21 protein-coding genes are annotated in these 22,624 nt (G+C 75.4%); 12 read left to right on the plus strand and 9 right to left on the minus strand.

Annotated elements, in window-relative coordinates:
• Positions 1–26 precede the first annotated feature (26 nt).
• Positions 27–488, plus strand: coding sequence for a MarR family winged helix-turn-helix transcriptional regulator (locus ACFVGY_RS03285; RefSeq protein ID WP_385670167.1), 462 nt, complete (start codon positions 27–29; stop codon positions 486–488).
• Between the two features lie 48 nt (positions 489–536).
• A complete protein-coding gene (locus ACFVGY_RS03290; RefSeq protein WP_385670170.1) occupies positions 537–836 on the plus strand; it encodes a YkvA family protein in 300 nt (99 codons plus the stop codon).
• A gap of 92 nt (positions 837–928) precedes the next feature.
• Here ACFVGY_RS03290 and ACFVGY_RS03295 read toward each other — a convergent pair whose 3' ends face one another.
• On the minus strand, positions 929–1,573 hold the full coding sequence (locus tag ACFVGY_RS03295) for an alpha-ketoglutarate-dependent dioxygenase AlkB (RefSeq protein WP_385670173.1): 645 nt from the start codon (positions 1,571–1,573) through the stop codon (positions 929–931).
• 172 nt (positions 1,574–1,745) lie between these two features.
• On the opposite strand from ACFVGY_RS03295, the gene dhaK reads away from it, so the two are divergent.
• The 3 genes from dhaK (at position 1,746) to ACFVGY_RS03310 (ending at position 3,843) form a co-directional block, all read left to right on the plus strand.
• Positions 1,746–2,744 (plus strand): dihydroxyacetone kinase subunit DhaK, encoded by a 999-nt coding sequence (gene dhaK, locus ACFVGY_RS03300; protein WP_385670176.1) that lies wholly within the window; start codon positions 1,746–1,748, stop codon positions 2,742–2,744.
• 101 nt (positions 2,745–2,845) lie between these two features.
• Positions 2,846–3,442 carry a dihydroxyacetone kinase subunit DhaL gene (gene dhaL / locus ACFVGY_RS03305; RefSeq protein ID WP_385670179.1) on the plus strand — a complete coding sequence of 199 codons (597 nt, stop codon included), beginning with the start codon at positions 2,846–2,848 and terminating at the stop codon, positions 3,440–3,442.
• Positions 3,439–3,843, plus strand: a complete 405-nt coding sequence (locus tag ACFVGY_RS03310) for a PTS-dependent dihydroxyacetone kinase phosphotransferase subunit DhaM (protein WP_385670182.1) — start codon at positions 3,439–3,441, stop codon at positions 3,841–3,843. The genes dhaL and ACFVGY_RS03310 overlap by 4 nt, the downstream gene beginning before the upstream one ends.
• Before the next feature lie 177 nt (positions 3,844–4,020).
• Here the strand turns inward: ACFVGY_RS03310 and ACFVGY_RS03315 are convergent, their stop codons facing one another.
• Complete coding sequence (locus tag ACFVGY_RS03315) at positions 4,021–4,404, minus strand: RNA-binding S4 domain-containing protein (RefSeq protein WP_385670185.1); 384 nt, start codon at positions 4,402–4,404, stop codon at positions 4,021–4,023.
• A gap of 134 nt (positions 4,405–4,538) precedes the next feature.
• Here ACFVGY_RS03315 and ACFVGY_RS03320 point away from each other — a divergent pair, with 134 nt between their 5' ends.
• The 3 genes from ACFVGY_RS03320 to ACFVGY_RS03330 all read left to right on the plus strand — a co-directional run bounded on the left by ACFVGY_RS03320 (position 4,539) and on the right by ACFVGY_RS03330 (position 8,245).
• Complete coding sequence (locus tag ACFVGY_RS03320; RefSeq protein WP_385670188.1) at positions 4,539–4,934, plus strand: molybdopterin-binding protein; 396 nt, start codon at positions 4,539–4,541, stop codon at positions 4,932–4,934.
• A gap of 169 nt (positions 4,935–5,103) precedes the next feature.
• Positions 5,104–5,931 carry a molybdate ABC transporter substrate-binding protein gene (modA, locus tag ACFVGY_RS03325; RefSeq protein WP_385670191.1) on the plus strand — a complete coding sequence of 276 codons (828 nt, stop codon included), beginning with the start codon at positions 5,104–5,106 and terminating at the stop codon, positions 5,929–5,931.
• Between the two features lie 253 nt (positions 5,932–6,184).
• Positions 6,185–8,245, plus strand: a complete 2,061-nt coding sequence (locus ACFVGY_RS03330; protein ID WP_385670194.1) for an ABC transporter permease — start codon at positions 6,185–6,187, stop codon at positions 8,243–8,245.
• A gap of 6 nt (positions 8,246–8,251) precedes the next feature.
• On the opposite strand, the gene ACFVGY_RS03335 is transcribed toward ACFVGY_RS03330, so the two are convergent.
• The 3 genes from ACFVGY_RS03335 to ACFVGY_RS03345 form a co-directional block, all read right to left on the minus strand.
• Entirely contained in the window at positions 8,252–8,755 is a 504-nt protein-coding gene (locus ACFVGY_RS03335) for an FBP domain-containing protein (RefSeq protein ID WP_385670197.1), read from the minus strand.
• A 34-nt stretch (positions 8,756–8,789) separates the two neighbouring features.
• On the minus strand, positions 8,790–11,768 hold the full coding sequence (locus ACFVGY_RS03340; RefSeq protein WP_385670200.1) for a phosphodiester glycosidase family protein: 2,979 nt from the start codon (positions 11,766–11,768) through the stop codon (positions 8,790–8,792).
• A 221-nt stretch (positions 11,769–11,989) separates the two neighbouring features.
• The gene (locus ACFVGY_RS03345; protein WP_385670203.1) at positions 11,990–14,071 is read right to left on the minus strand and encodes a SpoIIE family protein phosphatase; all 2,082 of its coding nucleotides are present in this window, start codon (positions 14,069–14,071) and stop codon (positions 11,990–11,992) included.
• 62 nt (positions 14,072–14,133) lie between these two features.
• Here ACFVGY_RS03345 and ACFVGY_RS03350 point away from each other — a divergent pair, with 62 nt between their 5' ends.
• Positions 14,134–14,634 (plus strand): SRPBCC family protein, encoded by a 501-nt coding sequence (locus tag ACFVGY_RS03350; protein ID WP_385670206.1) that lies wholly within the window; start codon positions 14,134–14,136, stop codon positions 14,632–14,634.
• 57 nt (positions 14,635–14,691) lie between these two features.
• Here ACFVGY_RS03350 and ACFVGY_RS03355 read toward each other — a convergent pair whose 3' ends face one another.
• On the minus strand, positions 14,692–16,083 hold the full coding sequence (locus tag ACFVGY_RS03355) for a DUF6777 domain-containing protein (RefSeq protein ID WP_385670209.1): 1,392 nt from the start codon (positions 16,081–16,083) through the stop codon (positions 14,692–14,694).
• Positions 16,084–16,346: 263 nt separating this feature from the next.
• Here ACFVGY_RS03355 and ACFVGY_RS03360 point away from each other — a divergent pair, with 263 nt between their 5' ends.
• Positions 16,347–17,636, plus strand: a complete 1,290-nt coding sequence (locus ACFVGY_RS03360; RefSeq protein ID WP_385670212.1) for a streptophobe family protein — start codon at positions 16,347–16,349, stop codon at positions 17,634–17,636.
• Positions 17,637–17,679: 43 nt separating this feature from the next.
• Here ACFVGY_RS03360 and ACFVGY_RS03365 read toward each other — a convergent pair whose 3' ends face one another.
• From ACFVGY_RS03365 to ACFVGY_RS03375, 3 genes are all read right to left on the minus strand, one after another.
• Positions 17,680–18,372, minus strand: coding sequence for a hypothetical protein (locus ACFVGY_RS03365; RefSeq protein ID WP_385670215.1), 693 nt, complete (start codon positions 18,370–18,372; stop codon positions 17,680–17,682).
• Between the two features lie 11 nt (positions 18,373–18,383).
• The gene (locus ACFVGY_RS03370; RefSeq protein ID WP_385670217.1) at positions 18,384–20,810 is read right to left on the minus strand and encodes an FHA domain-containing protein; all 2,427 of its coding nucleotides are present in this window, start codon (positions 20,808–20,810) and stop codon (positions 18,384–18,386) included.
• Positions 20,811–20,928: 118 nt separating this feature from the next.
• Positions 20,929–21,075, minus strand: coding sequence for a hypothetical protein (locus ACFVGY_RS03375; RefSeq protein WP_385670220.1), 147 nt, complete (start codon positions 21,073–21,075; stop codon positions 20,929–20,931).
• 3 nt (positions 21,076–21,078) lie between these two features.
• Here ACFVGY_RS03375 and ACFVGY_RS03380 point away from each other — a divergent pair, with 3 nt between their 5' ends.
• Together ACFVGY_RS03380 and ACFVGY_RS03385 are read left to right on the plus strand one after the other, a co-directional pair.
• Positions 21,079–22,023, plus strand: coding sequence for a cation diffusion facilitator family transporter (locus ACFVGY_RS03380; protein ID WP_385670222.1), 945 nt, complete (start codon positions 21,079–21,081; stop codon positions 22,021–22,023).
• Between the two features lie 99 nt (positions 22,024–22,122).
• On the plus strand, positions 22,123–22,608 hold the full coding sequence (locus tag ACFVGY_RS03385) for an NUDIX domain-containing protein (protein WP_385670225.1): 486 nt from the start codon (positions 22,123–22,125) through the stop codon (positions 22,606–22,608).
• The last annotated feature ends 16 nt before the right edge of the window (positions 22,609–22,624 follow it).

Here is a 22,624-nt window from a genome sequence, read left to right on the forward strand (position 1 = left end):
TGGAACAACCCGTGTACGCTGGAGACATGGCTGAAACGAGATGGCTGGACGATCGCGAGATGCGCGCATGGAGGGCCTTCCTGGCCGCGTCAGCCCTGGTGAACCGGCATCTCGACCAGCAGCTGAAGGACGACTCCGGGCTCTCGCACCCGCAGTACGAGATCCTCGTGCGACTCTCCGCGGCCCCGGACCGGGAGCTGCGGATGACGGAACTCGCCAATGGCCTGATCAATTCGAAGAGCGGGCTGACCTACCAGGTCACCCAGCTGGAGAAGGCCGGACTGGTCCGGCGCCGCAGCTGCCCGTCCGACGTGCGCGGCATCTTCGCCGTCCTCACGGAGGCGGGCATGGCCCGCCTGGAGGACGCCGCCCCCGGTCATGTGGCCGCGGTCCGGGAGGCACTCATCGACGTCCTCACCCCCGAACAGCTGGACGCGATCGCCGACGGCCTGGGCGAAGTCGGCAGTCGCCTGCGCGCACAGGACTGACGCCCCCGACGACGGGACAGGACCGGGAGGAAGGGGTATAGAGGGGTCATGGACGCTTCGGTCTGGCTGACGATCGCCGCGGTGCTCGCCCTCGCTCTGGCAGCCGCGGCCGCCGTGCTGCTCGTACGGGTCTTCAAGACGCGGCGCCTGCTGCTCGACGCGGGTGTTCCGCTGCGCGACAAGGCACTGTTCTGGCTCGCCGTCGTCTACACCGTCTCACCGGTGGACCTGGTCCCGGACCCCGTATATCTGGACGACATCGGCGTGCTGCTGCTCGCCCTGCGCTCTTTGCAGGCGGCGGCGTCCGCGGTGCGGGCCGGCGGCCCGGCCGGGACCAAGGAGGCCTGAGCCGCCGGGCGTGGCGTCCGCACGCCCCGTGACGATCTCGACGTCCCGGCCGCCCCCGCCGCCCTGCTGGTGCCGGCCCCGGGCCGGCTTTCTCAGCGCACGCCCCGTGGGCGGTACTGGATGCTGATGCGGGGCCCCACGGCGCGGGTGGACTTGGGCACCGCGTGCTCCATCGTCCGCTGACAGGAGCCGCCCATCACGACGAGGTCGCCGTGCCCGAGCGGCAGCCGCAGGAGGATGGGGCCGCCGCCGCGCGGACGGAAGGCCAGATCGCGCGGGTCGCCGACGGAGACGATCGCGACCATGGTGTCCTGCGTGGCGGAGCGCCCGATGCGGTCGCCGTGCCAGGCGACGCTGTCCCGGCCGTCGCGGTAGAGGCACAGCCCGGCGGTGGTGAAGGGCTCGCCGAGCTCGGCGGCGTAGTGCCGGGTGAGGACGTCACGCGCCTCGGCGAGCACCGGGTCCGGGAGGGCCTCGCCCTCGTCGTAGAACGCGAGCAGGCGCGGCACGTCCACCTCGCGCTCGTACATCTGCCGGCGCTCGGCCCGCCAGGGCACGCCCGCGGCGAGCCGCTCGAAGAGGGTGTCGGCGCCGGAGAGCCAGCCGGGCAGGTGGTCGACCCACGCCCCGGCCCCGAGCGGGGTGCGCTCCAGGCGCCCGAGCCGGCCCAGGCGGATCTCGTCCCCCTGGTCGAAGAGGGAGCCCTGGAGCGGGGGCAGGCCCTGGATCGCGCGCATGGGTCCAGCGTAGCGCGCCACTCGAACATGCGCTCGATTGACGCACGCGCGGGCCGGAAGGGTGCGTCGGGTGCGTCACCCTCCGCGCCCGGTCGGTGACGAGGTGCGCTCCGGGCGCATAGGCTCGCCTCCGGTCCGACCTGCTCCGCCACTCCTATACCGGGGAGACGCCATGAGGATGCTGATCAACAGTCCCGAGACCGTCGTCGCCGACGCCCTGCGCGGCATGGCGGCCGCCCATCCCGAGCTGGACGTCGACGTGGAGCGGCGCGTCGTCGTACGGCGTGACGCGCGCGAGGGTGGCCGGGTCGGGCTGGTGTCCGGCGGGGGCTCCGGGCACGAGCCGCTGCACGGCGGCTTCGTCGGGTACGGGATGCTGTCGGCGGCCTGCCCCGGGGAGGTGTTCACCTCGCCGGTGCCCGACCAGATGGTGCGGGCGGCCTCCGCCGTGCACGCGGGGCAAGGGGTGCTGTTCGTCGTCAAGAACTACACCGGGGACGTGCTGAACTTCGAGATGGCCGCCGAGCTGGCCGAGGAGGAGGGCCTGCGGATCGAGCGGGTGCTGGTCAACGACGACGTCGCCGTCACCGGGAGCCCGGCGGAGCGGCGGGGCACCGGGGCCACCCTGTTCGTCGAGAAGATCGCCGGGGCGGCCGCGGAGGAGGGCGCCCCGCTGGAGCGGGTCGCGGCGATCGCCCGGCGGGTGGCCGAGTCCTCGCGGAGCTTCGGGGTGGCGCTCAGCGCGTGCACGACGCCGGCGAAGGGCAGTCCGACGTTCGAGCTCCCGGACGGGGAGCTGGAGTTGGGGATCGGCATCCACGGCGAGCCGGGCCGCGAGCGGCGGCCGATGATGCCTGCGCGGGAGATCGCGCGGGTCGCGGTGGACGCCGTCCTGGCGGAGCTGGCGGAGGTCGGGCCGGCCGACGGGCCGGTGCTCGCGCTCGTCAACGGGATGGGGGCGACGCCGTTGCTGGAGCTGTACGGGTTCCATGCGGAGGTGGCCGCGGTCCTGGCGGAGCGGGGGGTGCCGGTGGCGCGGGCCCTGGTCGGAAACTACGTCACCTCCCTGGACATGGCGGGGTGTTCGGTCACGCTGTGCCGGGCGGACGAGGAGTTGCTGCGACTGTGGGACGCGCCCGTGCAGACCGCGGCCCTGCGCTGGGGCCGCTGACCGTGGGGTGGCCGGGACCGGCATGTGGCGTGTTGGGTGCGAGTGTTGGGTGTGAGTGTTGGGTGTGACGTATGCGGCAAGTCGAGGCGAGGAGAACCGGGTTGCGTGACGCAGACTTCTTCCGGCGCTGGATGGCGGCCACCGCGGCGGTGGTGGAACAGGAGGCGGACCGGCTGACCGAGCTCGACTCCCCCATCGGGGACGCCGACCACGGGGCCAACCTGCTGCGCGGGTTCACCGCCGTACGGCAGGTCCTGGAGGCGGAGGAGCCCGGGACACCCGGGGCGGTGCTCCAGACGGCAGGCCGGACCCTGATCTCCACGGTCGGCGGGGCCTCCGGCCCGCTGTACGGGACGCTGCTGCGACGGGCCGGGAAGGAGCTCGGGGAGGCCGCCGAGGTGTCCGACGAGGCCCTGCGCGATGCGCTGTACGCGGGCGTCGGCGCCGTGGCGCAGCTGGGTGGGTCCGCGCCCGGGGACAAGACGATGCTGGACGCGCTGGTACCGGGGGTGGCGGCGCTGAGCACCTCGTACCGTGCGGCCGGGGACGCGGCGCAGGACGGCGCGCAGGCCACGGTGCCGATGCTGGCCCGCAAGGGCCGGGCCCGCTACCTCGGCGAGCGGAGCATCGGCCACCAGGACCCGGGGGCGACCTCGGCCGCACTGCTGCTGGGAGCCCTCGCGGAGGTGGCCGGGTGACCGCGGGGACGGTGGGCATCGTGCTGGTGTCGCACAGCGCCCGGGTCGCGGAGTCCGTGGCGGAGCTGGCGGCGGGCCTGGCCGCCGGGGGACCGGTGGCCCCGGTTGCCGCGGCCGGCGGCACCGCGGACGGCGGGCTCGGCACGAGCGCGGAGCGGATCGCGGCGGCCGTACGGGAGGTGGACCGCGGGGCAGGGGTCGCGCTGCTCGCGGACCTGGGCAGCGCGGTGCTGACGGTGAAGGCGCTGCTGGCCGAGGAGGAACTGCCGCCGGGAGCCCGGCTGGTGGACGCGCCGTTCGTGGAGGGGGCGGTGGCGGCGGTCGTCGCCGCGTCGGCGGGCGCGCCCCTGGACGCCGTCGCCCTGGCCGCGTCGGAGGCCTACACCTACCGCAAGACCTGACCCACCGGCCGACCGCGGCACGGCTAGGGGGCCCGCGCCCACGGGATCGGCCCGGCCAACGAGCCACGCCGGGCCGACCGGTACCTGGGCCGCCCGGGCCCGCGGCTGCGGGCCGGGCGGCGGGGAGGGCGGGGGCGGTGGGTAGGGCGGGGGCCGGGGCGGCGGGGACGGGCCGGCCTAGCGGCCGCGGAGCAGGTCGAGTTCGCGGCGGTCCCGCTTCGTCGGGCGGCCCGTACCACGGTCCCGGATGCCCACGACGGCGGCCTCGACGGTGGTCGGGGCCGGCGGGCTGTTGTCGATGAAGCACTCGGCGGCCACCGGCGCGCCCACCCGCTTCGTCACCGGCCGCTTGACCACGACGACACGCTCGCGCCCCGCATGGAACAGCCGCACCTCGTCGCCCGCCTTCACCGACTGGGCCGGCTTCGCGCGTTCCCCGTTGACCTTCACGTGCCCCGCGCGGCAGGCCGTCGCCGCGATCGAGCGGGTCTTGGTCAGGCGGACCGACCAGATCCAGGCGTCCACCCGCGCGGTTCCCGTTTCGGTAGTTTCAGCTGCCATGCCTCGACTCTAGCGATCTGTCACCCGGGATGCGGAGCACATTTCGGCAGAACAGCCAATCGAACAGGCATCTGCCATGTAGATCATCCCAAGAGAATTGCAAATGCGCGTCGCGTGCGCCTACCTTGTCGCACATGCAGTCCTACACCATCGGCCAAGCGGCGCGGCTGTTGGGCGTCAGCCCGGACACCGCCCGCCGCTGGGCCGACGCCGGCCGGGTCGCGACCCATCGCGACGAGGCCGGCCGACGGCTGATCGACGGCCGCGACCTGGCCGCGTTCTCCGTCGAGGTCGGCCAGGGGGCCCACGCCGAGGACGACGAGCCGCACACCTCGACCCGCAACGCCTTCCCGGGCATCGTCACCGCCGTGACGCTCGGCGACGTGTCCGCCCAGGTCGAGATCCAGGCGGGCTCGCACCGGCTGGTCTCCCTGCTCACCCGCGAGGCCGTCGAGGAACTCGGGCTGGAGGTCGGCATGCGGGCCACCGCCCGCGTGAAGTCGACCAGCGTGCACATCGACCGCGGCTGACCGGCCGCCGCCCCTTTCCCCGCCCCCGTCCAGTCCGCCGCCGTCACCCGCCCGGCCCCGCCCCGCCCCTTCGCCTTTCGCCACCGCCCGCTCCGCCGTCACCGGCGCGGGTCGCCACCCCGTGCAGCCGGGCACGTCCGGCCGCCGGTCCGACCGAGGAGCACCCACCATGTCCTTCCCCCTGAACCACCGCCGCACCGCGCTGGCCGCCGCGGCCTTCGCCGCAGCCCTGCTCGTCCCCGCCCTGTCGTCCTGTGCCGGCAGCGACCAGAAGGCCGGCGACGGCGGAGCCAGCACGGGCACCTCCGCTCCGTCCGGCGCCGCACCCAAGGCCGCGAACCTCACCGTGCTCGCCGCGTCCTCACTCACCGACGTGTTCAAGACCGCGGGCTCCGCGTACGAGAAGGCCCACCCCGGCACGAAGATCACGTTTTCCTTCGCGGGTTCCCAGGAGCTCGCCGCCCAGGTCAAGCAGGGCTCCCCGGCGGACGCACTCGTGACGGCCGACACCAAGACCATGGACGGCCTGAAGGGCGAGACCGGCGAACCGGCGATCATCGCCAAGAACCGCCTGGTCATCGCGACCGGCGAGGGCAACCCGTTCAAGATCGCCGCGCTCAAGGACCTGGCCGACACCAAGGTCAAGGTCGTGCTCGCCGCGCCCGAGGTGCCGGTCGGCCGCTACAGCAAGCAGATCCTCGACGCCCAGAAGATCGAGGTGAAGCCGGTCTCCCAGGAGCCGAACGTCCGCGCCGTGCTGAGCAAGGTCGAGCTCGGCGAGGCCGACGCCGGCCTGGTCTACAAGACCGACTCCGCCAAGTCCGCGGACAAGGTCGAGACCGTGGAGATCCCGGACGAGCAGAACGCCGTGGCCTCGTACCCGGCCGCCACGCTCAAGCAGTCCAAGAACGCCGAGGCCGCGGCCGCCTTCGTCACCTGGCTGAGCAGCCCGGAGGCCCAGAAGATCCTCCAGGACGCGGGCTTCCAGAAGGCCTGAGCCGGCACCCGGGCCGGCCGCCGGCCGCTTGGCCCGGGATCGAGAGGGACTGCCTGAACCGGGGGGACAGGCAGTCCCTCTCCCGTCTCCAGCAGCCGGCTCCCGTCCCCCCGGCTTCCCCGCGCGTCCCGCCCTCCCCGCGTTCCCCGCGCGTCTCGCCCTCCCCCGCGTTCCTCGCGCGCCTCCCCCGTCCGGCGCTCCCGTTACCGGCGCCTCGCACCCCCGCCCCCGTACGCTTCAGCCAGGAACCCGCATGAGCAGACATCGCACCGGCAACCGTGCCGGCACCCGCACCCGGCCGCCCGTCGCCCTGGCGCTGCCCGCGCTCGTTGCCGTCGCCTTCCTGCTGCTCCCGCTCGTCGGCATCCTCGTCCGCACCGAGTGGAACGACCTCGGCACGCACCTCACCAGCCCGGGTGTGGTCGAGGCCCTGCGGCTCTCGCTCGTCGTGTCGTTCTGGGCCCTCGGCCTCTCCCTGCTCCTCGGGGTGCCCCTCGCCTGGCTGCTGGCCCGCGTCGAGTTCAAGGGCAAGGCGTTCGTCCGCTCGCTGGTCCTGCTGCCGATGGTGCTCCCGCCGACGGTGGGCGGGGTGGCGCTGCTGCTCGGCTTCGGGCGGCGCGGGCTGCTCGGGCCGTGGCTGGAGGACACCTTCGGGATCACCCTCCCGTTCCACACCTCCGGTGCCGTCCTCGCGGCGACCTTCGTGGCGATGCCGTTCCTCGTCATCAGCCTGGAGGGCGCGCTCGGCGGCCTGAAACGGAGCTACGAGGACACCGCGGCCTCGCTCGGGGCCTCACCGGTGCGGGTGTTCTTCACCGTGACGATGCCCATGGTGGGTCCCGGCCTGGTGGCCGGCGCCGCGCTCACCTGGGCACGGGCGCTGGGCGAGTTCGGCGCGACCATCACCTTCGCGGGGAACCTGCCCGGCACCACCCAGACCCTGCCCCTGCAGGTCTACCTGCTGCTCCAGGACAGCCCGGAGGCGGCGACCTCCGTCTCCCTGCTGCTGCTGGCGATCGCCATGGCCGTACTGATCGCCCTGCGCGGCCGTTGGACCGGCACCCCGGCCGCCCGCGCGGCCGCCGCGGCCCGGCCGGCGGAACCCGAGGAAGCCCCTCCGGCCCCGCCCTCGCCGACCCCGGCCGTGGCGGCCCCGCCCGTCACGGCCCCGCCCGGCGCAGACCCGCGTGACCCGGCTCCGGACGAGGCCCCGGACGAGGCCGAGGCGGGGGCCGGGGCCGGGGCCGGGGGCACCGGGAGCGGCCCGCACGGCGGGGGGCGCTGGCCCCTGCACGCCTCGGTCACCGGCTTCACCGAGCTCACCCTCGACGCCCCGCCCGGCACCACCATCGCCGTCGTCGGCGAGAACGGCGCCGGCAAGACCACCCTGCTCCGCGCCCTGCTCGGCCTGACCCCGCGCGCCCACGCCGAGCTCCGGCTCGGCGCCGACGACGTCACCGCGCTGCCTCCGCACCGGCGCCAGGTCGCCTGGGTCCCGCAGGACGGTGCCCTCTTCCCGCACCTCAGCGCGCTGGCCAACACGGCGTACGGGCTGCGGGCGCGCCGGGTGCCGCGGGCCGAGGCCCGCCGCGAGGCCCGGCTGTGGCTGGACCGGCTCGGCGTCGGCCACCTCGCCCACCGCAAGCCCGGCCAGCTCTCCGGCGGCCAGGCCCAGCGGGTCGCGCTGGCCCGGGCGCTCGCCGCCCGGCCGCGCCTGCTCCTGCTCGACGAGCCGCTGGCCTCCCTCGACCAGGCCACCCGGGCCCACGTGCGGCACATGCTGCGCACGCACCTGGCCGGCTTCGGCGGGGTCTGCCTGATCGTCACGCACGATCCGGTCGAGGCGGTGTCGCTGGCCGACCGGGTGCTCGTCCTCGCCGAGGGGCGGGCCCTGCAGGACGCACCGCCCGCCGAGGTGACCCGCCATCCGCGCTCCCCGTGGGTGGCCAGGATGCTGGGCCGCAACGCCTGGCCGGGCACCGCGTCCTCCGACGGGCTCGTCCTGCCGTACGGGGGCCGGCTGGTGGTGGCCGAGACGCTGCCTGGGGGCACCGAAGCCCTGGCGATCATCGGCCCGGAGGCGGTGTCCGTGCACCGCGAACGGCCGGGCGGCAGCCCCCGCAACGTGTGGCCGGGCACCGTACGGGAGATCACCTCGGTCGGCAGCCGGCTGCGCGTGCTGGTGGACTCGGCCGCGGTGCCGGACCTGGTCGCGGAGATCACCCCCGAGGCGGCCGCCGAACTGGGCCTGGCCGACGGCTCCGCGGTGTGGACCAGCGTGAAGGCCACCGAGGTGACCCTCGTCAGGCTGTGAGGGCCGTCAGCCGGTGACCTTCGCGGTGAGGACGTCGAGGTTGTCCATGGCACGCCCGACGCGCTCGTCCAGGGTCAGCGTCTCCTCGTACCGCCGGCCCCGGAGCTTCGGCTGCCGCTTGCCCCGCATGTAGAGGGAGCAGGCGAGGTCCGCGCAGACGTAGAAGCCGACGCTGTTGCCCTCCCGCCCGCGCGGGCCGGCCAGCGGGGCGACCAGCAGGGAGACCCCGGAGGCGGCGTGCCCGGTCAGGCATATCTGGCAGACGCTGGACTTCAGGGCGCTGGTGCGGTTCGTCCCCGGGACGCGGAGACTGATGCCGACGGCGGACCCGTCGGCCGCCGGGCGTACCAGGTGGGCGCGCAGCGGGGCGCCCGGGTCGATCCAGCCGAGGAAGTCGAGGTCCTCCCAGGGGAGTGCGTCGAAGTCCGGCGGGAGCTTCAGCCGGGCCGCCTCGCCCTTGGTGCAGTTCACGAAGGACGAACGGATCTGCTGCTCGGTCAATGGGTCCATGGGGCGCAACGCTACGTGCCGGTACGCTCCGGGTTCATCCGGTTTTCTCCTGGACCGAGAGCCAGTCCCCCGCGGCGAAGGCGTCCACCCCCACGAGGACGCGGCCCGCGGCGGCCGGGAGCGCGACCGCGGGCACGCCCTCGGAGCGGCCGACCGCGAGGGCGGGGGCGTCGACGGTGAACAGCGCGGCGCGTTTGCCGGTGGTGCGCCGGAACTCGGCGAGCAGGCGTGCCGACAGGACCGCCTCCTTGCGGTCGACGGTCTGCGGCGCGTGGCGCTGTACGACGGCCAGCGCGCCGGTGTCCGGATCCTCGGCGGTGGCCGCCAGGGCGGTGCGCAGGGCGCGCAGCCGGCTCAGGCCGCCCCCGGCCAGGGTGCGGCGGGTGGTGTCGAGGGTGAGGAAGCGGACGCCGCGGTGGACGAAGGGGGCGCGGGGGGCGCCGGTGAGGACGAGGTCGGCGCGCAGGCCCGCGTCTCCGACGGTGCGTGCCGTGGTAGGGGCGGCGGGTTCGACGGCGAACCGCCAGGACCGGGCCCGGACCGCGGCCTCGGCGGTCAGGATGGGGTCCCGGGGGGCATCCGGTTCCGTGACCCGCGCGGTGGGCGGGGTCCGGGCGCCGAGCGTGTCCAGGAGCAGCCTGGCGGGGCGGTCGGCGGCGACCGCGGAGAGCCGGGTGACGGTGAGCGGGGGCTGCGCCGTCGCGGGCAGCGGCAGAGTCAGCTCCCGCCAGCCGGTCCAGTCGACGGCGGGCCCGGGCACGCTGACGGCGGCTCCGTCGGCGTCGGTCAGCTCCACGGTCGGCCGGGCCCCGGAGCCGTCCCCGCCGACCCAGAGCGTCAGCGAACGGGCGAGCTCCGGGACGGGGAGCGGCCGGGGCGGGGCGGCGGACCCGCGGCCGGCGGGGCCGGGGAGCGCCAGTGCGAGTCCGCGCCCCCGGTGTCCGTCGGTCGGGCTCGCGCCGGGCCCGGTCCAGGCCGCGGCGTCGTCGAGCCCGGCCAGGGGCTGGGTCGCCAGCCCGACGCCGAGGGCGACTTCGGCGACGGCCGCCGTGCCGGCGGGCGGCTGCCCCGCGGCAGCGCGGGCGGCAGCAGGCCCCGGCCCGAAGGCCCTCGGCCCGGCGGAACCCGCCCGGGCCGGGTCCGGTCCGCCGCGACCCGCGCCGGTGGGGCCTCGGTCAGCGGGACCTCGGTCAGCGGGGCCCGCGCCGGCGGGGCCCGCGCCGGCGGGGCTTCGTCCGGTGCGGCCCGGACCGGTGGGGCTCCGCCCGGCGGGGTCCGCGCCCACGGGTGGGCGGGGGACGGCCCGGAGGGTGCCGGTGGCCCGGGGGGTGAGGGCGGTGACCGTGAAGCCGCCGCGGCCGTCGTCCTGGACGCTCCACTGCGACCGGTCGAACCGCAGGACCACGTCCCGGGGTTCGACCAGCGCGGACGCCCCCTGCGTGTCCTGGCCGAGCAGCCGGAACCCGCTGCTCTCCCCCCGTACGGCGAGGCCGATGCGGGGCCGGGTGGGCCGGATCCGGGTGAGCGGGCCGAGTACGTCCAGGCGTAGCTCCCCCTGCGCCTGCGCGTGCCGGGCGTGCACCGTCGCGCCGCCGGGGCGTGCGGCCGCCCGGAACACGCCGGTGGGGCCGATCGTGCCGTTGCCGTCGGCGGACCAGGCCGGTTCGCCCGCGGCCGGGCCGAGCGCGGCGTCGTATCCGGTGGCGGTCAGGGTCCGGCTCAGGCCGGGGAAGACCCGGGTCAGGGCGGGGTCCCCGGTGCTGCCGCCGGTGGGTTCGACGCGGTAGCCGGCGGGCCGGCCGGAGCCCGTCGGGGCCGTGAGGACGAGGCCGTTGGCGACCGGGCGGGGGAACCCGTCCGACGGGGCGTTCTCCAGCGTCGGGGCCACCGCCCCGGCCTGTGCGGCGAGCAGGGTCGAGGAGCCGCCGCCGTCGAGGTTCAGGGCCTCGTACGCGCCGTTGCGGTGCATCAGCCGGCCGAGGCCGGTCAGGGTGAGGCCGCCGCTGTCGCGCTGGCGGCCGTCCACGGTGAGGATTCGCAGCTGCCGCCCGTCGCGCGAGAACCCGACGGCGGTCCGCGGGGCGGCGGTGTTGTTCGCCTTGCCCCCGTGGTCCTGCGGGACTCCGGCCACGACGAGGGGCTCCCGCCCGCCGAGGGCGGTCACCGGGGCCGGACCGGCCTTGGGCAGGGGGCGGGCGGACACGGTCACGGCGTCCCGGGGGCGCAGGGCGACGAGTTCGCTGACGGCGGCGGCGCCGGTGGCGGTGAGCAGGGTGGTTCCGGGTTCGGGGCGGCCGGGTCGTCGGCGCCGCTCGGGGCGCTCGGCCTGCCGTGGCCACGTGGGGGCGTCGGCCGTGACCCGGCCGTCCCGTACGGTCACGGCCGCGCTGACGGCGGGCAGCGCGGCCCCGGGCCAGTCGGCGGTGTACGCGGCGAAGCCGGCGGCGGGCGGCCGGGCCGCGTTGTACCCGGCCAGCGGGCGTACCGCGCCGCCGGGGAGGGTGATGCGGCCGTCGAGGCCGATGCGCTGGATCCGGCCGGTGGCGTCGGCGCCGAAGGCCACGGCGCGGGCGGGGCCGGGCCCGGGGCCCGCGGAGTGCAGCAGCCGGCCCGCGGCGATCCCGGGGCCGAGGGGGGCGCCCGTGCCGCGGGCGTCGAAGAAGTCGCCGTTGACGGCGGCGACGACACGCCGCCCGGGTCCGGCGGGGTGCGCGGCGGCGGCCTGCGCGACGGTGGCCGCGCCGTGCCCGCCGAGGTATTCGGCCCGCACACCGCCACCGCCACCGCCACCGCCCGCGCCGAGTTCGACGACGAGTTCGTCGATCCGCAACCAGCGGTCGGCCTCCAGCCGCTCGTAGGACTCCAGCCGGACCCCGGGGACGACCTGGCGGACGGCCCGCGCGGTCTCGATCCCGTCCCCGGCGGCCGCACCGGCTGCCCGGGCGGAACCGGCGCTCCAGGCGAGGGAGGGGACGACGAGCAGCGTCAACAACGAACGGACGGCGTTCGGCACGCAGGCAGCATCGCCCGCCCCGCCCCAGCCGCGGCCCAAGCCCCCCGCCCCGCCCCGGAGTCCACCCGTCCGGAGGCCACCGTCCGGCCCCGACCGCCGGCCGGCGCTGCCCCGCCCGGCGCTGCCCCCGCCCGGCGCTGCCCCGGCCGGAACGGCAGCGGCGGGTACGGCAGCGGCGGGTACGGCAGCAGTCGGAGCGGCGGGAGGCGTGCGCCCCGGGGTTACAGCGCCGGCGGGGACTCCGGGAGGGGGAACTCGCACCACACGCACTTGCCGCCGCCGCGCGGTTCCACGCCCCACTCCCGGGCCAGGCGTTCCACCAGCAGGAGGCCGCGGCCCGAGACCGCCCAGTCGCCCGCCTCCCGCCGGTGCGGCAGGGCGCTGCTGGAGTCTTCCACCTCGACGCGGATCCGGCCCTCCGCGGTCATGCGGAGGCTGACGCGGCCGCCGCCGTCCGTGTGCACGAGGGCGTTGGTCATGAGCTCGTCCGCCGCCAGTTCGATCTCGTCCGCGAGTTCCTTCGCCCCCCAGGCGGTCACGGCCGCCCGGATCAAGTGGCGGGCCGTCGCCGGTCCGTCGGGGTCTCCGGGGGTGAGGCGCAGCCTCAGGGGGCCGCCGCCGCGGGGGGTGGGGGTGCCGCGGCGGCGGAGCAGGAGCAGGGCCATGTCGTCCCTGCCGCCTTGGTCGCCGACCAGGTCGCACAGGGCGTCGGCGAGTTCTTCCACGTCGACCGGTCCGGCGCAGACCGCCTCCATGAGGGCGCGCATGCCGTCCTCGCGGTCCCTCGTGCCGGGCAGTTCCAGCAGGCCGTCCGTGCACAGGACGAGGGTGTCGCCGGGGTGCAGTTCGAGGCTGGTGACGGGGTAGCCCGCACCGCCGGTGCCGGGTGACGACGGTGCGTCCGACGGGAGTCCGAGCGGGGCCCCGCCGGCCACCGCAACGGGGTGGCAACTGCCGTCGCCGCGCCGCACGACCGGGTCGTGGTGGCCGGCGCGGACCAGTTGCAGCATGCCGGTGCTCAGGTCCATCTCGGCGTACGTGCAGGAGGCGAGGCGGTCGGTGGCGAGGTCCCGCAGGAAGGCGGAGGCACGGGCCATGGCCGTGCCGGGGGTGTGGCCCTCGGCGGCGTAGGCCCGCATGACGATCCGCAACTGCCCCATGATCACGGCCGCGTCCGTGTCGTGCCCCTGCACGTCCCCGATCATGACGCCGACCCGGCCGTCGCCGAGCGGGACCACGTCGTACCAGTCCCCGCCGATCTGCCGCCCGGCCCGCGCGGCCCGGTACCGCACGGCGATCCGTGTGCCGGGCACGTCGGGGATCCGGCGCGGCAGCATGGCCCGCTGGAGGCCCTCCGCCAGGTCGTGCTCCTGCTCGAAGAGGATGGCCCGCTGGAGGCTCTGCGCGATGCCGCTGCCCAGCGCGACGAGCACGTTGCGCTCCTCGTCGGTGAAGTCGCCCTCCCGCTCGTACAGCAGGCCGAGGGCGCCGATGGCCCGGCCCTGGGCGATCAGCGGCAGGTAGACCCCGCTGTGCACGGTCAGCGGCTCGATGTACTGCCACAGGTCGGGGTAGCGGACGCGGAACTCGTCGCGCGAGCCGATGAACACCGGCTGGAGGTTCCGTACGGCCTCGCTCATCGGGAACCGCGCCTCGATGCGGGTGTACTCGATCTCCGGTACGTACGCGCCCAGCCTTCCCTCGGCGACCAGGTGGATGCGGCCCCCGTCGACGATGCCCAGCATCACGCTGACGGCGCCGAGGTGGCTGAGGGCCTCGGGGTCCTTGAGGACGTCCGTCACGTCGTTGACGGTGCGGGCGTGGGCCAGGATGGCGGTGGTGCGCTCGACGACGCCGGTCATCCGGCGCCGGCCCTCGGCCCGCTCCCCGCCGGCGCCGGGGTCGCCGGGGTCGTGGGCGGCGTCGCGGAGGATCCCGATGATCCGGTACGGGCGCCCGTCCTGGTTCCGCAGGATGTGGCCCTGGATGTGGGCCCAGGCCCGGGATCCGTCGCGCCGGCGGATGCGTACGTAGGCCCCGTAGTGGCTGCGCCCGTCCTTGAGCGCCTGCGCCACGCGGGCGTCGAGCCGTGCCTCCTCGGGCGGTGCCATGCGTCTGCGGAGCCCGGCGGGGGTGCCGCTGAACTCGTCCGGGCGCAGGTCGAGCACTCCGAGGGCGGTGGAGTCGAGGTACATCCGTCCACTGTCGAGGTCCCAGTCGAAGGTGCCCATGTGGTTGAGCGCGAGGCTCATGTCCGGTTGTGCGGGCCAGTCGACCTCGGGGCTCGTTCCCCTTTCGGCCATGCAGCCAGGGTCTCACCAAACGGCGCCGCGCGCGGGCGCGGCACGGGCGCGACAATCCGGGTATGAGTGAGCCCCGGGTTGTGGTGGAGCGCGAGATGGCGGCCCCCGTCGAACGGGTGTGGCGGGCGCTGACGGATCTGGAGTCGATGCCGGACGTGGTGTCGGGCGTGGACGCGGTGGAGGTGCTCACTCCCGGACCGTTCCGGGTCGGCACGCGGTGGCGCGAGACCCGGCGGATGTTCGGCAAGCGGGCCACCGAGGAGATGTACGTGACGGTGTGCGACGCGCCGGAACGCTATGTCGCCGAGGCCGACAACGCGGGCATGCACTACGTGTCGGAGTTCCGGCTCACCGAACGGTCGCCGTCGCGGACGGCGGTGACGATGACGTTCTCGGCGGCCCCGGCGGCGCGCGGGAAGCAGCCGGGCGTCGTCATGCGGCTCCTGAACCGGCTGGGGACGAAGGCCGTGGCCAAGGCGGTGATGAAGGACCTGTCGGACGTGGCGGCGTCGGTCGAGCGGGATGCGGGGCCGGCGGCGGGGCCGCCGCCCGTGGCGGGCTGAGCCCGGGCGGGGCCCGCCGCGTGGTGCGGGGGCACCGGCGTGACCGCCGGCCGGCGGTCACGGGGGCGACGCGGCCGGCGAGGGGACGACCGGGGGTGCGGAGGGGGCGACCGGCGGCGGGGGCGGGGGCGGCGGCGGGGGCGGGACGGCGGGAGGCTGGGTGGGGGCCACCGCGGGCGGGGGCGGCGGAGTGGCTACCGGTGCGGGTCCGGACGGGGCGGGGGTCGGTTCGGGCGGGGCGGGCGGGGACGCGGTGTCCGCGGGCCTGCCGGTGTCCTTCGGGGTGGGGATGCCTTCGGGGGTGGGGGTGGGGGTGCCCTTGGGGGTGCCGGTGGGCTTGGGGGTGCCCGTGTCGGTGGGCTTGCCGGTTTCGGTGGGCTTGCCGGTTTCGGTGGGCTTGCCGGTGCCGGTGGGCTTGCCGGTGCCGGTCGGTGTACCCGTACGCGTGGGGGTGCGCGGGGGCGCGGGGCTCAGGGAGGTCTCCGGTGTCGCGGGGGGTGGGGGAGGCAGCGGCGGAGGCGGGACGGGCCGGTCCCGGTCCTTGGGTCCCTCCGGCGCGCCGGGTCCACGCTCGTACCAGCGTCCGGTGCGCTGGTCGTAGATGATGATCACGTTGATGATCTTGACCGTGGGTCGGACCACCACCACGTTCTGCGGCTGGTACGCCGCCCACGGCGTCCCCTGGCGCACCGAACCGGCCCGCAACGGCACCGGCTCGCCCAGCGGGTTGCCCGAGGCGCAGCGCACCCGGGGCACGCCGCGGCTGTCCACGAGGACGGCGGTGCCGGCCTGGAGCACGGCCTGGTAGGCGTTCGACCTCCCGTCCCGGAAGCCGTGGTTGGTGACCCGGGTGTCGCTGCGCAGGATCACCGGCGTGAGCGAGCGCAGGTAGGCGGGCACGGTCGACGGTTGGATGCCGAGCGCCCCGGCGAAGGCCTGGTTCTTGTCGGGCTCGGCGGACAGCAGCCGGACCTGCTTCTCGATGTCACAGCTGGCGACGTTCCGGGTGCCGCCGTAGAGGGTCGGGGACGAACCGGTGACGGCCCGCGCGGTGATCGGGCCCGTGATGGTGGCCTGGGGCTGGGGCGGCGGGGTCACGGCCGGCGGCGCGGGCTCGGTGACCGTGGACGCGGTGTACGGGTCCTGGCCCTGGGCCGATGTGGACTCCAGGAAGAGCTCGCCGTCCGCCCGGGGCGAGCCCGGCGGGCGGGTCAGCACCACGGCGAGCGCCACGACGGCGGCCACTGCCACCGCGGCGGTGACCAGCCGGGGTATGGAGCGCCACCAGGGCGCGGGCGGCTCACCGCCCCCGAAACCGGAGCCGGGGCCGGGGCCGGGACCGGGGCCCGAGCCACCGGAACCGCCGCCGGAACCACCCCGGCGCCCGCCACCGCCGGTTCCGCCGGCGCCCGGACCGCCGGCCCCGGTCCCGGCGGGGGTGTCGATCACGGTGGGCGGGCCCTCCCGGCCCCGCGGTTCCGCGAGCGGGCCGGCGGGAGGGCCGGTGGGGCGTTCTGACGGCGGTGTGCCGGAAGGTTGTGTGGTCACGGGCGTTCCCTGTCCCGGGCGGAGGGGACCTGGGCTCGGTCCCCGGGTCGGCGTTCCACGTTGACCTTCTTCATCAGGAAATATCCGTACATCAGTCACTCCTGCGGACCATTGTGCGCGGCCTCCCGGTGGTGCCCGCAAGCCGGGCTGCCTACCGTGGCGCTGTGAGCCGTACGTCCCGGGGTCCCCTGCGGACTTGGCGCGACGCCCTCGTCGCGGTCGTGGCGGGGTTCGCCGCGATGGCCGCGGTGTCCGCCGCCGGCCTGGCGTGCGCGGGTGCCGCGGACCTGCCCGGCGGCGCGTTCCCGCGCGTGGTGGCGGCCGTCGTGGTGCTGGCGGCCGGCGGCTCCGTCGAGGTGACCGGCGGGGCCGGCTTCCTGGCCGACGCCGACGCGAGCCTGTCCGTGCTCCCCCTCTCCGTGAGCCTGGCCGGGGCGCTCACGGCCGGCTCGCTGTTCCTGCACCCCCTGCACAACCGGGCCGTGGCCCGGCCGCGCGAACTCCTCGCCCACGCCGTGCCGCTGGTGCTGCTGTGGCTGCTCGCCCTGACCGGCACGGCGCTCCTGGCCCGGCAGTCGTTCGCCGTCTCCACCGGCGACTCCCCGATCGGGGACCTCGCCGAGATCTTCGACGCCGCCCCGACGGTCGGATTCCGGGCCGCCGTCCCCGCGACCCTCTTCTTCGGACTGCTGTGGATCCTGGGCCTGTTGCTGGTGGCCCTGCTGGTCTCGCGGCGGGCGCCGCTCCCGGCCGGGCTCGTCCGCTTCCACACCGCGGTGCGGCCCGTCGCCTTCGCCACCGTGGCCCTGCTCCTCGCGTACGTCGCCCTGGGTGTCGTGGTCGGCCTGGTGGTGGCCGCCACGCGCGGTCACGCCGACCGGACGGTCGCCGTGATGCTGCTCGGCCTGCCGAACCTCGCCTGGCTCGGGCTCACGCTGGGTTTCGGCGGGGCCTGGGACGGCAAGGTCGAGGGGCCCTTCGGCCTGCCCGTGCCGCAGGTGCTGGACGCGGTGCTGCGCGCCTCCGGGTCGGGATCCGCCGCGGACGCCTCCGCGGTCGACGTGGCCGCGCTCGCCGAGCACGCGACGTGGGTGTGGTGGCTGGTGCCGATCGCCGCCGTCCTGCTGCTCGGTACGGGGTTCCTGGCCGCCGTTCGCTCCCCCGCCCACGTCCGGGCCTGGCAGCACGCCCTCCACCTGGGCACCGCCTTCGGGCTCGCCGTCCTGGTGGTGTGTCTGCTGGTATCGATGGAAGCCCGGTTCGGCCTGTCCCTGCTGGGCCTCGGCGACGTGTCCGGGCTCGGCGGCACGGTGGAACTGCGGGCGGTGCTGTGGCGTACCGTCGGCCTCGCGCTGCTCTGGGGGGCACTCGCGGGGTTCCTCGGCGGTCTGCTGGCCCGCCCCGTCCACCGCCGGGGGCTCGTCGAACCGCCGTCTGCGGCCACGGGCCGCTGACCGCCGCTGACGACCACCGCAGGGCCCGTGCCCGCCGCGGCCGTCACTCTCCGTCGTCGGCCGGGGGGATGACCCGCGTCGGATCGAGGTCGGGGTCGTGAGGGCTCCCGCCCGCGGCCCCGGCCGCGGCGTCCGCCCGCACGCCGCCTCCGCCGCGTCCCCCGCTTCCGCCTCTGCCCGGGCCGGCACCGGCGTCCGCGCCCGCGCTCGCATCCGCATCCGCGTCCGGTTCGCCGGTGGCCGCGTACGGCGCCAGGCGCGTCCCGTCGCCGTACATCCAGTGCCCGGTGGACTCGTCGTACAGCCAGACGTCCTCCCCGTCGACCACCACCCCGGCCCGCAGCCCCTTCGTCCCGCTGCGGAAGCCCTCGCCGTCCAGCCGCCCCACGGCCAGCTCCTCGACCGCGCGCCGGTAGCGGTCGAGGACACCCGCGCTGCGCGCGATCAGCGGGCGCGGGTCGTCGGTGCGCGCCCGCGGCTGCCCGCCGGTCGGCGGCGGCTGCGGTACGGAGACCAGCAGCCGGCCGTCCACCCAGGCGGACCACCCGTTGGCGCAGAGGACCTCCGCCCACTCCCCGCGCCGGGAGAGCAGTTGGACGGGGAGGAAGGCGTCCAGTGACGCGGTGGGTCGGGAGACGTCGGGCGTCTCCCAGGCGGGCATTCCGTCCTGGGGCACGACGTGGGTGGGCCGGAAGCCGGCGACGGGGGCGTAGTCCTCGGGGGCGGGGATGCTCATGGCGCCCACCGCTACTTCCGCATGATCGCGGGCTCGTGACGGCGCAGCAGCCGCGCGACCAGGACGCCGAACAGCACGGACAGGGCGACCAGCATGCCGAGGTCGAGCAGCCACACGCCGGTGCTGTGCGCGAAGAGCGGGTCGTCGGTGAGGCCGCCGGGGACGAGCGCCCCGAGGTCGATGGTGCTGGCCATAGCGCCGAGGGCCCAGCGGGAGGGGACCAGCCAGGCGAGCTGGCCGATCACGGGGACGCCGTCGAGCTGGAGCAGGGCGCCGCAGAAGACGACCTGGACGATGGCGAGGAGGACCAGCAGCGGCATGGTGACCTCCTCCTTCCTGACCAGGGCGGAGACGAGCAGGCCGAGCATCATCGCGGTGAAGGACAGCAGGGCGACGGCGAGGGTGATCTCGGCGAGCGGCGGCAGCAGCACCCCTCGGCCGCCGGGGGCGTTGGTGTCGACGCCGTACAGCCCGACGAGGGTCAGGACGACGGCCTGGGCGGCGGTGACCGCGCCGAGCACCAGCACCTTGGACATCAGGTAGGCGGATCTGGACAGGCCGACGGCCCGTTCGCGCTGGTAGATGACGCGCTCCTTGACGAGTTCGCGGACGGCGTTGGCGGCGCCGGTGAGGACTCCGCCGACGCAGAGGATCAGCAGGGCGTTGATCGCGGTCTCCCGGGTGAGGGAGCCGCCGGCCAGGGCGCGGGCCATGGCGCCCATCACGAACGGCAGCGCGATCATGATGACGAGGAAGGTGCGGTCGGCGCTGAGCGCGGCGGCGTAGCGGCGCATCAGGATGGCCAGCTGGGCGCCCCAGCTCTGGGCCTTGGGCGGGGCGGCGGCGAAGCCGGACGGCAGCTCGGCGGTGTGGTGCCCGTCGACGCCGGGGCGGTGGGCGGGATTCTGCACGTAGCGTCGGTGGTGGGCGGAGGCGCGGTACTCGCCCGCCCAGTCGCGGCCGTGCTGGGTCTCGAACGCCTCGAAGGCCTCGGGCCACTGGTCGAAGCCGAAGAAGGCGAGGGTCTCCTGCGGGGGCCCGTAGTAGGCGATGCGTCCGCCGGGGGCGAGGACCAGCAGCCGGTCGCAGACGTCGAGGCTGAGGACGCTGTGCGTGACGACGATGACGGTGCGGCCGTCGTCGGCGAGGCCGCGCAGCATGTGCATCACGGAGCGGTCCATGCCGGGGTCGAGGCCGGAGGTGGGTTCGTCGAGGAAGAGCAGCGAGGGCTTGGTCAGCAGTTCGAGCGCGACGGAGACGCGTTTGCGCTGGCCCCCGGAGAGGCTGTGGATGGGCTGGTCGGCGCGCTGCCGCAGGCCGAGTTCGTCGATGACCTCGTCGACGCGGGCCTGGCGTTCGGCCGGGGCGGTGTCCTGTGGGAAGCGCAGCCCGGCGGCGTAGGTGAGGGCGTGGCGGACGGTGAGCTGGGTGTGCAGGATGTCGTCCTGGGGGACGAGGCCGATGCGGCCGCGCAGTTCGGCGTAGTCGCGGTAGAGGTCGCGGCCGTCGTAGAGGACGGTGCCGCGGTCGGCGGGGCGCAGTCCGGTGAGGGCGCCGAGGAGGGTGGACTTGCCGGCGCCGCTGGGTCCGACGACGGCGAGCAGGCATCTGGCGCCGACGGGGAAGGAGACGTCGTCGAGGAGGACCTTGCGGCCGCGGTCGACGGCGACGGCGAGGTCCTGGACGTCCAGGGAGACCTCGCCGGTGTCGACGTACTCCTGGAGCCGGTCGCCGACCAGGCAGAGCGCGATGTGGCCGATGCCGATGATGTCGCCCTCCGTGACGGGGGCGGCGGTGATGCGGGCGCCGTTGAGGTAGGTGCCGTTGTGGCTGCCGAGATCGGCGATCTCGTGGCTGCCGTCGGCGAGCGCCCGCAGTTCGGCGTGCCGGCGGGAGACGATCAGGTCCTCGATGACCAGGTCGTTGTCCTGGTCGCGGCCGATGCGCACGACGGTGCGCGGGGGAAGCGGGTGGACGCTGACGGGTTCGCGGAAAGTGCTGGTCAGGGACGGTTCGGAGACGGAGTCGGGGCGCCGGGTGGCGTCCGCGGGTCGGGCCCCGGGCGGGCGCAATGCCGGCGGGATCGGGATCGGGAACGTGGACGGCCCGGCGGGCGGGGTGCGGCCGAGGACACGGACGAGGGGGCCGTCGAAGGCGTTGCCGAAGCGGAGTTCGCTGCCGGCGCCGATGCTCCGTTCGTGGATGCGGTGGCCGTCCGCCCAGGTGCCGTTGGTGCTGTTGTCGTCCTCGACGGTCCAGTGGTCGCCGTCGGTGCGCAGGACCGCGTGGTGCCAGGAGACGCGGGCGTCCTCGAACCAGATGTCGCAGTGGGGGTCACGGCCGACGTGGTAGGTCCGGCCCGGGCTCATCGTGGTGGAGCCCGTGGCGGTTTCCAGGACGAGCTCGGGCGCGGTCGGCACACCGCGGCGCTGGACCATGAGCCGATTCTGACACGGCCCGAACCGGCCGGCATAACCGCAGGTCAGCGCGGCGTTATGGGTAATGACAACGGTCCCCGTTGCAGCCTTTGCCCATTGCTTCACAGTGCGCTTCACTTCACGCGTCGGAACCGAACAGACGGGGGACGCCATGGGCGTGCACGACCACGATCAGGATCACGCGGGGCGGGGCCACGAGGCGGCCCACGACCACGACGGGGGCCACGACCACGGCCACGGCCACGGCCACGCCGGACACAGCCACGGCGTGTCCGCGGACGCCGACCGGCGCTGGCTGGCCATCGCGCTCGGCCTGATCGGCGGGTTCATGGCGATCGAGGTGTCCATCGGCGTCATCGCGCAGTCGCTGGCCCTGATCTCCGACGCCGCGCACATGCTGACGGACGCCGTCTCCATCGTCCTCGCCCTGATCGCGATGCGGCTCGCGGCCCGCCCGGCGCGCGGCGGCTACACCTTCGGCCTCAAGCGCGCGGAGATACTGTCCGCCCAGGCCAACGGGCTCACCCTGTTGCTGCTCGCGGTCTGGCTGGCGTACGAGGCGGTCCAGCGGCTGGTCGACCCGCCGGAGGTGGCGGGCGGGCTGGTCCTGGTCACGGCGCTCGCGGGCATCGTCGTCAACGTGGCCGCGGCCTGGTGCATCTCCCGGGCGAACCGCTCCTCGCTCGCCGTCGAGGGGGCCTACCAGCACATCCTGAACGACCTGTTCGCCTTCATCGGCACCGCCGTCTCCGGTCTGATCGTGCTGACCACCGGTTTCGTACAGGCCGACGCGATCGCCACGCTCGTGGTGGTGGTACTGATGGTGAAGGCGGGCTACGGGCTGGTCCGCGAATCCGGCCGGATCTTCCTGGAGGCCGCCCCGGCGCACGTGGACCCGGACGCGGTCGGCGACCGGCTGGTCGCGCACCCCCCGGTGACCGAGGTCCACGACCTGCACATCTGGACCATCACCTCGGGCCAGGCGGCCCTGTCGGCGCACGTGCTCGTCGAGCCGGCCGGCGACTGCCACGCCGTGCGCCGGGACCTGGAGCGGCTGCTGGCGAAGGAGTACGCGATCACGCACACCACCCTCCAGGTGGACCACGCGCAGGAGGCCCTGCTCACGGTCGGCCGCGCGGGCGAGGACCCGGCCGACCCGCACTGCGCCGAGGCGCACGGCCCGGTGCACCGGGAGGGCCCGCACGACCACTGAGCCGCGCGCGCCGGCGCACCGACGTAGCAGCGCGGGACCGGCGCACGGGCACGGATGTGCGGGCCGTGACCGGTAGCCCGGCTGGGCATACATCCGGCCATGACGAACAAACGAAGCGCCGGGCTGCTCCTGTTCCGCGAGGCGGCCGGCCCCCCAGCCCCCGGGGCGGGGGTCGAGGTGCTCCTCGGGCACATGGGCGGCCCGTACTGGGCGCACAAGGACGACGGTGGCTGGGCGATCCCCAAGGGGGAGTACGAGGAGGGCGAGGCCCCGCTGGACGCGGCCCGGCGGGAGTTCACCGAGGAGATCGGGCAGCCCCCACCGCAGGGCCCGTACCTGCCGCTGGGTGAGGCCAGGATGCCCGGCGGGAAGCAGGTGGTGATATGGGCCGTGCGGGCCGACCTGGACCCGGCGCTGATGGTGCCCGGGACCTTCACGATGGAGTGGCCGCCCCGCTCGGGCCGGGTGCAGGAGTTCCCGGAGCTGGACCAGGTGGCCTGGTTCGCGCCGGAGGTGGCCCGGACCAAGCTGATTGCCTCTCAAGTCGTCTTCCTGGACCGGCTGTTCGGGTTACTGGAAGGTTGACTTGACCTTGACTTGC

This window comes from Streptomyces sp. NPDC127106 (genome assembly GCF_042677605.1).
Lineage (GTDB): Bacteria > Actinomycetota > Actinomycetes > Streptomycetales > Streptomycetaceae > Streptomyces.